Source organism: Phenylobacterium aquaticum, from assembly GCF_947378715.1.
Taxonomy (GTDB): domain Bacteria; phylum Pseudomonadota; class Alphaproteobacteria; order Caulobacterales; family Caulobacteraceae; genus Phenylobacterium; species Phenylobacterium aquaticum_A.
This window is the reverse complement of sequence record NZ_CANCLE010000137.1, coordinates 1-10,787: the sequence shown is the minus strand read 5'-3', so window position 1 is coordinate 10,787 and position 10,787 is coordinate 1. Positions and strand designations below refer to the sequence as shown.

Sequence of the window (10,787 nt, the reverse complement as noted above, 5' to 3'; positions counted from 1 at the left end):
GACCTGGCGAGCGCCATCTCAGTCATGGCCTGGGGCTGCCAGCTCTCCACATAGTCGCCCTTGACCTGGCGGTGACCGATCGGGGCGCAGAAGGCGGTTCCGATGGTCCCGTCGGCGTGGCTGAACCGCACGGTCAGCTGGGTGATCTCGAAGTCGAAGGCGACCCGGCCCTCGACGATCACCCGGGGCTGCTCGACCCGGCCGCCTTCCAGGGCATAGCGCCAGGCCTGGGCGATCTCGGCGGCGGTCTCGACATAGGACTGGCCCTTGCCCGAGGAGGACATCACAGGCTTCACGAAGCAGGGGAAGCCGGTGACCTCGGCGGCGGCCTTGGCCAGTTCCGCCTCGGTGGAGGCGAAGGCGTAGGCGCTGGTCGGCAGGGAGAGCTGTTCGGCCGCAAGCCGGCGAATGCCCTCGCGGTTCATGGTCAACTGGGCGGCGCGGGCGGTGGGGATGACCGTGGCCAGCCCCTCGGCCTCGATCCGCACCAGCTCGTCGGTGGCGATGGCCTCGATCTCGGGCACGATCAGATGCGGCCGCTCGGCCTCGACCAGGGCGCGCAGGGCCACGGCGTCGGTCATGGCGATGACGTGGCTGCGGTGGGCGACCTGCATGGCCGGCGCGTCAGCATAGCGATCGACCGCGATCACCTCGCAGCCCAGCCTCTGCAGCTCGATCGCCACTTCCTTGCCGAGCTCGCCTGAGCCCAGCAACATCACCTTCACGGCGGTGGGGGACAGCGGCGTGCCGAGGCGCATGGCGCGAACCCTAACCGAGCTTCGACTTCGCCGCGGCCACGACGGCCTCGGCGGTGATGCCGAACTCCTTATAGAGCCGGTCGGCCGGGGCGCTGGCGCCGAAGCCGTCCATGCCGACGAACACGCCGTCCTCGCCGATGAACCGCTCCCAGCCCAGGCCCATCGCGGCCTCGACCGCGACGCGCACCGTGCCGGCGCCGATGACCTTGGCGCGATAGGCGGGGGGCTGCGCCGCAAACAGTTCCCAGCAGGGGGTGGAGACCACGCGGGTTCCGATCCCTTCGGACTGGAGGGCGTCGCGGGCGGCCATGGCCAGGGAGACCTCCGTGCCGGAGGCGAACAGGGTGACCTTGGCCTCGCCCATCGCAGGAGCCAACTCATAGGCGCCCTTGGCCGAGAGGTTTTCGGCCGAGGCCTCGGTGCGCACCGCCGGGACCTTCTGCCGCGACAGGGCCATGAAGGTCGGCGTCTTGCGGGCGTTCAGGGCCAGTTTCCAGCACTCGGCGGTCTCCACCGCATCGGCGGGGCGGAAGACGTTGAGGTTGGGCATGGCGCGCATGGCGGCCAGGTGTTCGACCGGCTGGTGGGTGGGCCCATCCTCGCCGACCCCGATCGAGTCGTGGGTCATGACGTGGATCACCCGGATGCCCATCAAGGCGCCGAGCCGGATGGCCGGGCGGCTATAGTCGGAGAACACCATGAAGGCGCCGCCATAGGGGATGACCCCGCCGTGCAGGGCCATGCCGTTCATGGCTGCGGCCATGCCGAACTCGCGCACGCCATAGTTCACATAGCGGCCGGCATAGTCGGGTTCGTCGAAGACGGCGGTGTTCTTGACGAAGGTGTTGTTGGAGCCGGTCAGGTCGGCGGAGCCGCCGATCATTTCCGGGACCGCGCCGAACAGGGCGTCGAGCGCCGAACCCGAATGCTGGCGGGTGGCGGCGGCGGGCTTCGACGCCACGGCCTCGGCGATGAGCGCGTCCAGGCGGTCGAAGGCGTCGGCGGGCAGGTCGCCCTTCATCGCGCGCTCGAACACCGCCTTGTGCGGCGAGGCGGCGAGCTTGGCTTCCCAGGCCTTGCGGACCTTGCCGCCCTTGCGGCCGGCGGCGCGCCAGGGACGATAGACCTCGTCCGGCACATGGAAGGGCTCCTGGCTCCAGCCCATCTTCTCGCGGCTGGCGGCGATCTCGGTCTTGCCCAGCGCGGCGCCGTGGGTCTTGTGGTGGCCCTCCATCGTGGCCGCGCCCTTGCCGATCTTGGTCTTGCAGGCGATCAGGCTGGGACGGTCCTGCTTGGTCGCCCAGGCGAGCGCCCGGCGGATCTGGCCGGCATCGTGCCCGTCAATGGCCTTGACCGCCCAGCCGGCCGCCTTGAAGCGGGCCACGGGGTCACCGGCTTCGGACAGCGAGACCGCGCCGTCGATGGTCACGTCATTGTCGTCCCACATGACGGTCAGCTTGTTGAGCTTCAGGCGGCCGGCCAGGCTGATCGCCTCGTGGCTGACGCCCTCCATCAGGCAGCCGTCGCCGCAGATCACCCAGGTGCGATGGTCGACCAGATCGGCGCCAAAGCGCGCGGCCAGGCTGCGTTCGGCCATGGCCATGCCGACCGAGGTCGCCAGGCCCGAGCCCAGGGGGCCGGTGGTGACCTCGACGCCGGGGGTGTGGAACACCTCGGGGTGGCCGGGGGTCTTGGAGCCCCACTGGCGGAAATTCTTGATCTCGCCCAGGGTCATCGCCTTGAACCCGCTTAGATGCAGCAGCGAATAGAGCAGCATCGAGCCGTGCCCCGCCGACAGCACGAAGCGGTCGCGATCGGCCCAGTCGGGCTTGGTCGCGTCATATTTCAGGAATTTCGTCCACAGCACGGTCGCGACATCGGCCATGCCCATCGGCATGCCAGGGTGGCCGCTGGCGGCCTGTTCGACGGCGTCCATGGAGAGCACGCGGATGGCGTCGGCCATGGTCTGGAGCGGAGCGGGCATGGGGGCCTATGAATCTTCCGGGGGCTGAACGGGGCGGCGTCGCATGCACAGAGGTGAGGGTCAAGGAACGTAACGGGTTCCGGCGGCGGCCCGGCCCGGTCTATAGATTAACGGTCACAGTTCGGAGCGTGGAATGAACCGGGAGTCCGGCGACAACGCCCTCGACCAGGCGGTCAACCGCCTGGATCGCGCGGTTGCGCTTTTGGAGCAGCGCATGGCCCATGGGGTCAGGGATGGCGGCGACGGCCTGTTCGACGCCGATCGCGCGCGGCTGGCCGCCGAGCTGGACCAGGCGCGGGCCCGGGAGAAGGATCTGGAGGCCGCCGGCGCCGAGGCGTCCGCGGCCCTGGGCCGCGCCATCGCTGAGATCCAGGCGGCGCTCGAGCCTGCCGCCGAAGCGGCGGACGTCGACGAGACCGAGGAAGCCTAGCCATGGCCCAGCTGAACATCGACGTGAATGGCCGACCCTATGCCGTGGGCTGCGAGGATGGCCAGGAGGCGCACCTTCTGGAACTGGCCCGGCTGTTCGACCGCCAGGTCCGCCAGGTCTCGCAGGACATGGGCCAATTGGGCGACACCCGGCTGTTTCTGATGGGCGCCCTGTTGCTGGCCGATGAACTGACTGACGCCAAGGCCAGGCTCTCCGTCGCCCAAGCCGAGCTCGCCCGCCTGCAATCCGACTACGCCCGGGTGGAGGTCAAGGCGGCGCTCGCCATCGACAACGCCGCCCGCAAGATCGAGAAGCTGGTGGCGGAATAGAGTCAGCCGGCTGATCGCGCGGGCGAAGGTGCTGGGGATCGCGGGCGTGGGGGAGCCAGTCTGATGCGCCCGCCCTTGTGAACCCACCTCCGCGGCCCTAGATTGGCTCCCGGCGGGTCTTGCTGCGGCTCTCGTCGAAGGCAACTAATCCCAGAGACCTTAATTTTCTCGAAGGGAGCTGTCCCTGTCCGGGCTCGTGGGCCCGGGTATATGGCGCCCACCTGGTTTACCAGGTCCGAGGGGATTTAAACCGTCCTTCACGGTCCTCGCGGCGCCGCCACCCTTTCCCTTTCCCCCGCCTGCGGGGGTATAGGGATGCGGTGACCGACCCCGCCTCCGCCAAGCTTGATCTGCGCCGGGCCCTGCGCGTCCGCCGCGCCGCGCTCGCCAAGTCCGCGCCCGACGCCGCCCAGCGCGCCGCCGATCTGGCGCCGATCCATGCGCTTCCCGCCTTCGCTTGTTTCGCCGGCTATCACGCCCTGGGCTCGGAGCTGAACCCCAGCCCGCTGATCCGCCGGCTGTCGGCCCTGGGCGGCCTGTTCGCCCTGCCGGTCTGCGAGGGGCCGGATGCGCCGCTGATCTTCCGGCTGTGGGACGACCGCGACCGGCCGGTTCCCGACGCCATGGGCGTGCCGGCCCCGCCGCCGCACGCGCCGCGGGTCCATCCGGACCTGGTGATTGTTCCCCTGCTCGGCTTCGACCGCAGGGGCGGCCGACTGGGGCAGGGCGGCGGGCACTATGACCGCACCCTGGCGGCGCTGCGGGCCGTCAGGCCGGTCTTCGTCCTGGGCCTGGCCTATGCCGGCCAGGAGGCGCCCGAACTGGACCTCGAGCCGCACGATCAGAGGCTGGACGCCATTCTCACCGAAAACGGCTATATCCCGGTCGAAAGACCTTAAGGACCAGACATGCGCTTCGCCTTCTTCGGGGATGTCGTCGGCCGCGCCGGCCGCGACGGCCTGGCCGACCACCTGCCCGACCTCCGCCGCCGCCTCGACCTCGAGTTCGTGGTGATCAACGCCGAGAACGCTGCGGCGGGCTTCGGCATCACCGAGAACACGGCGCGCGAGCTGTTCGATTCTGGAGCTGACTGCCTGACGCTCGGCAACCACAGCTGGGACCAGAAGGAGGCCCTGACCTATATCGTCCGCGAGGACCGGCTGATCCGGCCGCTGAACTATTCGGTCCTGGCCGACGCGCCTGGGCGCGGCGCCAATCTGTTCGTGACGACCAAGGGTCGGCGCATCCTGGTGATCAACCTGCTGGGCCGGGTGCACATGGACTCGCTGGACGATCCCTTCGCCGCGGTCGACCGCGAGCTGGAACGCACGCCCCTGGGCATGGTCGCCGACGCCATACTGGTCGACATGCACGCCGAGGCCACCTCCGAGAAGATGGCCATGGGTCATTTCTGTGACGGCCGCGCCAGCCTGGTGGTCGGCACCCATACCCATGTGCCCACCGCCGACTGCCAGATCCTGCCGGGCGGCACCGCCTATCAGACCGACGCAGGCGCCTGCGCCGACTATGACAGCGTGATCGGCAACCAGAAGGAAGAGCCCCTGCGGCGCTTCACCACCCGGATCTCCAGCGGTCGCTACAAGCCGGCCGAAGGCCCGGCCACGGTCTGCGGCGTGTTCGTGGAGACCGACGACCGCACAGGCCTGGCCCGGCGGGTCGAGCCGATCCGCATCGGCGGCCGGCTGTCTGAGACGGTGCCGACCCTGGACGCCGTGCCCGGCTAAGCCGCCGCGCGGCGGGCCTCGGCCTGGGCGCAGGCCGCGAGAATCGCCCCGACCAGCTCGGCGGGGTGGATCGGCTTGGGCTGGACGTCATCAAAGCCCAGCGCCATCAGCCTCTGGGTCTCGTCGGACATGGCGTCGGCGGTGAGCGCGATGACCGGCAAGGTCGGATCGCCCGCCTCGCCGGACCGGATGCGACTGAGCGCCTCGATCCCGTCCATCACCGGCATGTGGACGTCCATCAGCACCAGGTCGAATCCGCCGCCGGCCAGGCGCTCGAGGGCCAGGGCCCCGTTGTCGGCGGTCTCGATATGGGCGCCCACGGCCTCAAGGATGGCGCGCGCCACCGCCTGGTTGATGGCGTTGTCCTCGGCCACCAATATGGTCACACCGCTGAGGCCGACGTCGGCGTCATAGTCCTCCGCCTCGTCCGCCCCTGGGGCCTCGGCGAGGGGCAGCTCCAGGGTCAGGCGAAACACCGAACCCTGGCCCGGGGCGCTCTCGACACTGACCCCGCCGCCCATCATCCGCGCCAGCTGACGGCAGATGGAGAGGCCCAGGCCCGTGCCGCCGAATCGGCGGGTGGTGGAGGCGTCGGCCTGGCTGAAAGCCTGGAACAGGCGGCCCACCTGATCGGGGGTCATGCCGATGCCGGTGTCGCTGACGGAAATCTCCACCCGACCACGACCGGCCGCCGCGCCGTCCAGGGGCCGCAGCGCCAGGCGCACCTCGCCGGCCTCGGTGAACTTCAGCGCGTTGGACAACAGGTTGAGCATGATCTGGCGGATGCGGGTCGGATCGCCGGTCAGCCAGCGCGGGGTGCCGGGATCGACCGTGAAGGTCAGGTTCAGCCCCTTGGCCAGGACGGCGTCGCGCCACAGAGCCTCGGCCTGGGCGCCCAGTTCCGGCAGATCGAAGACGGTGGTCTCCAGCTCCAGGCGCCCGGCCTCGATCTTGGAGACGTCGAGGATGTCATTGAGGATGGCCATCAACCCGTCGCCGGCGCGGATCAGCATGCCGACCTGGGCCTGCTGTTCGTCCGAGAGCTTGGTGTTGCGCAGGGCCTGGGCCATCCCCAGCACCCCGGTCATGGGGGTGCGCAGTTCATGGCTCATCATGGCCAAGAAGGCGGACTTGGCGGCGTTGGCCTCGATCGCCGCACGCTCGGCGGCCTGCATGGCGTGGGCGGCCCGGCGGCTGGCCCGCACTCCATTGACCCAATAGAGCGCCATCAGGGCCAGGCCGCAGGTCAGGGTCACCAGCCGCACCCGGTCGAATTGCCGGGACATCAGCGGCAGGACGAACAGGGCCAGCATGGGGAAGGAGGCGTTGACCGCCAGCAGAACCCGGAACCGTGAGGTGTAGCTGATCGCATGGATCAGCTGGCCGCAGAGCAGCACCACGGCGCCGATCCGCAGCGCCTCCATGCCGCTGTTCCACAGCAGTACGGGCAGGGCGGCCCAGATGGCGGTCTTGACCAGGGTGGAGGTGAGATAGAGCGCCTTCTCGGTCCGGCTGGGCCGGCCGCCGGACCTGACCGAACGGGTCACGGCCCAGGTCCAGATCTCGCTCGCCAGGGCGATGGCGGCCCAGGTCGCGGCGAGACGCCAGCCCAGGTTCCAGCCGGCCAGGAGGGCGACGGGCCCCAGGGTCATGACCCGGACGCCCGTGGTGCGGAGGCTTTCGATCGCGCCGCGATCGAGCTCCTCGCCAAAAGCGTCGCGCCAGCGGGTCACGCCGAGCTCCTGAAGCTGAAGGGATGGTCGACAGCTTGTCTTAGATAGGTGAATCGAGTCTTTCGCAACGCCCCCAGGGTGCGGCATCGGCCCCCACGCGCAAAGGGTGCGGGGCCGATGGCGTGCGCGGATCAGTCGTCGCGGCGGCGTCCCTTGAACAGGCCTTTGCGGGACGGGCCTTCGGCGCCGCGTCCGCCAGGCGGGGGCAGGTTGGCCAGGGTGATCTTGCCCGTGTCATTGGGGTCGAGCAGGGCGAACCGGCGGCCCGCCGCCTTGGCCCATTCCTCGGCGGTGACCTTCCAGTCCAGATTGGCGTCCGCGCCGCGCACCGGCTGGGGCTCATTGATCAGCGAGAAGCGGGCCGCCCCCTCCAGGCGACTGAAGTTGTGGCCGGACGAGGACCGGCGCGGATGGTCGCCGCCCCCGGGCGCGTCCATGTCGTCTCCGCCCATGCCGCCTCCGGGACCGCCACCGGGCCCTCCACCGCCTGGGCCGCCCATTCCGCCGCCGCCCATTCCACCGCCGTGGCCTCCGCCCATGCCGCCGCCTCGGCTGCCGCCCATGTCGCCGCCGTGGCCGCCGCCCATCCCGCCGCCGCCCTTGCCACCGCCCTGGGGCGGGCCATCCTCAGGGTCCTCGCGGCCCATGCCGAGGATTTCGGGCGCGATCCTGGTCTCGTAGATCTGGTTCTCGGCGCCGTCGACGACGCCGTCATGATTGGCGTCCAGCACCTTGAAGAAGCGCATGGCGTCGGCGCGGAACTCGGCCAGGGTCAGGGCGCCGTCATGGTCGGTGTCGGCCCCCGCGAACCAGGCGGCCAGGCCGTCTCCGCCGCGAAAGGGCTCGCCGGCCGGGCTGAGGAACAGGCCGCCGTGACGGGGTCCGCCCGGTGGCGGCCCGCGATGGTCGCGGGGCGGGGCGCCTGGCGGGGGGCCGTCCGGCGAGGTCTGAGCCTGCGCGGCGGCGGTCAGGGCGAAGAGGGCGCAGAGCGTGAGGAGCGCAGGGGACTTGATCATCGTCAGACCCTGGCCGCGCGGCGGGGCGGAAATGAGCCCCGACAGTGTCGCCGATGAAACCCGACCGGGAGGGGACGCGGCGACGGGCGCTTCGCGGGTCATTCCACTCCAGCGGGAAGGGTTCTAGGCTGAAGCTTCGGCCGGCGCGCCCACGACGACGGCCTGCGTTCAGGAGGTTCCATGCTCGCCAAGTTCTTAGTCCGCGCGATCTTCGCCGCGATTGGCCTGGCCATCGCCGCCCATTTCGTCCCCGGGGTCGCCTATGACACCCTCTGGACCCTGGCGGTCGCCGCCCTGTTGCTGGGGATCGTCAACGCCATCGTCCGACCGGTGGTGGTGTTCCTGACCCTGCCCTTCACCCTGCTGACGCTGGGTCTGTTCCTGCTGATCATCAATGCCGGGATGATCGGGCTGGTCGCCTATTTCGTGAAGGGTTTCACCGTGCACGGCATCGTGCCCGGGATCGAGGCGGCCATCGTCACCGGCATCACCAGCTGGGTCGGTCACCTGGTGATCGGCGACCACACCCGCGACGACTAGAGCCCCTACCGATCCGGCGCCTCAGCCAGATCGGATCAAAGGGGCTCTCATTCAAAAAGTCAGAGCACTTTTGGAAAAATGCTCGAGGCCAGCGGCCATAGAAAAAGGGCGGGACCTCGCGGTCCCGCCCTCGATCTTAAGTGCTGGATGACGGGCTTTAGAAGTCCATGTCGCCCATGCCGCCCATGCCGCCGCCTTGCATGCCGCCGCCTTGGCCGCCCTTCTTCGGGGCCTCGACGATGGCGGCTTCGGTGGTGATCAGCAGGCCGGCCACCGAGGCGGCGTCCTGCAGAGCGGTGCGCACGACCTTGGCCGGGTCGATGACGCCGGCTTGGACCATGTCCACATACTCTTCGGTCTGAGCGTTGAAGCCGAAGGTGGCGGAGGGGTTTTCAAGCACCTTGCCGACCACGATCGAGCCTTCGACGCCGGCGTTTTCCGAGATCTGACGGATCGGCGCCTGGAGCGCGCGACGCACGATGGCGACGCCGGCTTCCTGGTCGTCATTGTCGCCCTTGAAGCCGTCCAGAACCTTGGAGGCCTTCAGCAGGGCGACGCCGCCGCCGGGGACGATGCCTTCTTCCACGGCCGCGCGGGTCGCGTTCAGGGCGTCGTCGACGCGGTCCTTCTTTTCCTTCACTTCGACTTCCGTCGCGCCGCCGACGCGGATCACGGCGACGCCGCCGGCCAGCTTGGCCAGACGTTCTTGCAGCTTTTCCTTGTCGTAGTCCGAGGTGGTGTCCTCGATCTGACGCTTGATCTGGCCGATGCGGGCTTCGATGCCGTCCTTGGCGCCGGAACCGTCGACGATCGTGGTGTCGTCCTTGGTGATGGTGACCTTCTTGGCCTTGCCGAGCATTTCGAGGGTGACGTTCTCGAGCTTGATGCCCAGGTCTTCGCTGATCAGCTCACCGCCGGTCAGGATGGCGAGGTCTTCCAGCATGGCCTTGCGGCGGTCGCCGAAGCCCGGAGCCTTGACGGCCGCGACGCGAAGGCCGCCGCGCAGCTTGTTCACGACCAGGGTCGCGAGCGCTTCGCCTTCGACGTCTTCAGCGATGATCAGCAGGGGACGGCCCGACTGAACCACGGCTTCCAGCACCGGCAGCAGGGGCTGCAGCGAGGTCAGCTTCTTTTCGAAGAGCAGGATGAGCGGCTCTTCGAGTTCAGCCTCCATCTTGTCGGCGTTGGTGATGAAGTAGGGCGACAGGTAGCCGCGGTCGAACTGCATGCCTTCGACGACGTCGAGTTCGGTCTCGAGGCTCTTGGCTTCTTCAACCGTGATCACGCCTTCATTGCCGACCTTGTCCATGGCCTTGGCGATCATCGCGCCGATTTCGGCGTCGCCATTGGCGGAGATGGTGCCGACCTGGGCGATTTCCGAGTTGGCCGAGACCTTCTTGGAGGACGACTTGATGTGCTCGACGGCGACCAGGACGGCCTTGTCGATGCCGCGCTTCAGGTCCATCGGGTTCATGCCAGCGGCAACTGACTTCAGGCCTTCGACGACGATGGCTTGCGCCAGGACGGTGGCGGTGGTGGTGCCGTCGCCGGCCTTGTCGTTGGTCTTGGAGGCGACTTCACGGATCAGCTGGGCGCCCAGGTTCTCGAACTTATCTTCCAGTTCGATTTCCTTGGCGACCGAGACGCCGTCCTTGGTGGAGCGCGGGGCGCCGAAGGCCTTCTCGATGACCACGTTGCGGCCCTTGGGGCCCAGGGTCACCTTCACGGCGTTGGCGAGGATGTTGACGCCGCGCAGCATCTTGTCGCGCGCGTCGGTCGAGAAATAGACGGTCTTGGCTGCCATTTTAGGTGTGTGTCTCTCTGATTGTGGGTTTTGAAGGGGCCGGGTTCTCTAGGCTTCGCTTAGGAAAGCGTGCCGAGGACGTCCGACTCTTTCATGATCAGCAGGTCGTCGCCGTCGACCTTGATTTCCTGGCCCGACCACTTGCCGAACAGGATGCGGTCGCCGGCCTTCAGCTCCATCTTGGTGCGCTCGCCGGTCTTCTCGTTGACGGCGCCGGGGCCGACCGAGATGACTTCGCCTTCCTGGGGCTTTTCCTTGGCGGTGTCGGGGATGATGATCCCGCCCTTGGTCTTGGTTTCTTCTTCGACGCGCTTCACGACGACGCGGTCGCCCAGGGGACGAAATGCCATGTTTGTGGTCTCCGTTGGTACGGGTGGTATTTGAATGGGCGGCTCGGCGAGCCGGCTTTTGGCAGCCGACACTGTCGAGTGCTAACGGGGCGGGAATT

Annotated in this window: 11 protein-coding genes and 1 other RNA gene; 6 read left to right on the top strand and 6 right to left on the bottom strand. The window is 68.7% G+C overall.

Going from position 1 to position 10,787, the window contains the following annotated elements:
- Positions 1-758: formate-dependent phosphoribosylglycinamide formyltransferase (gene purT / locus Q7P21_RS15830; protein WP_304177837.1), on the bottom strand; the 758-nt coding region annotated here is incomplete at its 3' end.
- A gap of 10 nt (positions 759-768) precedes the next feature.
- The gene (gene tkt / locus Q7P21_RS15825) at positions 769-2,742 is read right to left on the bottom strand and encodes a transketolase (RefSeq protein WP_304177836.1); all 1,974 of its coding nucleotides are present in this window, start codon (positions 2,740-2,742) and stop codon (positions 769-771) included.
- Between the two features lie 133 nt (positions 2,743-2,875).
- On the opposite strand from tkt, the gene Q7P21_RS15820 reads away from it, so the two are divergent.
- The 5 genes from Q7P21_RS15820 (at position 2,876) to Q7P21_RS15800 (ending at position 5,246) form a co-directional block, all read left to right on the top strand.
- Complete coding sequence (locus Q7P21_RS15820) at positions 2,876-3,172, top strand: DUF4164 family protein (RefSeq protein ID WP_304172201.1); 297 nt, start codon at positions 2,876-2,878, stop codon at positions 3,170-3,172.
- 2 nt (positions 3,173-3,174) lie between these two features.
- The gene (locus tag Q7P21_RS15815; RefSeq protein ID WP_304177834.1) at positions 3,175-3,501 is read left to right on the top strand and encodes a cell division protein ZapA; all 327 of its coding nucleotides are present in this window, start codon (positions 3,175-3,177) and stop codon (positions 3,499-3,501) included.
- 116 nt (positions 3,502-3,617) lie between these two features.
- A non-coding RNA gene (gene ssrS / locus Q7P21_RS15810) (6S RNA) lies at positions 3,618-3,780 on the top strand.
- A gap of 41 nt (positions 3,781-3,821) precedes the next feature.
- Positions 3,822-4,400: a 5-formyltetrahydrofolate cyclo-ligase gene (locus Q7P21_RS15805; protein WP_304177832.1), complete on the top strand. Its 579-nt coding sequence runs from the start codon at positions 3,822-3,824 to the stop codon at positions 4,398-4,400.
- A 9-nt stretch (positions 4,401-4,409) separates the two neighbouring features.
- Positions 4,410-5,246, top strand: a complete 837-nt coding sequence (locus tag Q7P21_RS15800) for a TIGR00282 family metallophosphoesterase (RefSeq protein ID WP_304177830.1) — start codon at positions 4,410-4,412, stop codon at positions 5,244-5,246.
- Here Q7P21_RS15800 and Q7P21_RS15795 read toward each other — a convergent pair.
- Entirely contained in the window at positions 5,243-6,979 is a 1,737-nt protein-coding gene (locus Q7P21_RS15795) for an ATP-binding protein (RefSeq protein WP_304177828.1), read from the bottom strand. The genes Q7P21_RS15800 and Q7P21_RS15795 overlap by 4 nt on opposite strands.
- Positions 6,980-7,110: 131 nt before the next feature.
- Positions 7,111-7,995, bottom strand: a complete 885-nt coding sequence (locus Q7P21_RS15790) for a hypothetical protein (protein ID WP_304170650.1) — start codon at positions 7,993-7,995, stop codon at positions 7,111-7,113.
- Positions 7,996-8,175: 180 nt separating this feature from the next.
- Between Q7P21_RS15790 and Q7P21_RS15785 the strand changes: the two genes are divergently transcribed.
- Positions 8,176-8,535 (top strand): phage holin family protein, encoded by a 360-nt coding sequence (locus Q7P21_RS15785; protein ID WP_304170652.1) that lies wholly within the window; start codon positions 8,176-8,178, stop codon positions 8,533-8,535.
- Positions 8,536-8,692: 157 nt separating this feature from the next.
- Here Q7P21_RS15785 and groL read toward each other — a convergent pair whose 3' ends face one another.
- On the bottom strand, positions 8,693-10,339 hold the full coding sequence (gene groL / locus Q7P21_RS15780) for a chaperonin GroEL (RefSeq protein WP_304177827.1): 1,647 nt from the start codon (positions 10,337-10,339) through the stop codon (positions 8,693-8,695).
- 59 nt (positions 10,340-10,398) lie between these two features.
- Entirely contained in the window at positions 10,399-10,689 is a 291-nt protein-coding gene (locus Q7P21_RS15775; protein ID WP_304177825.1) for a co-chaperone GroES, read from the bottom strand.
- Between the last annotated feature and the right edge of the window lie 98 nt (positions 10,690-10,787).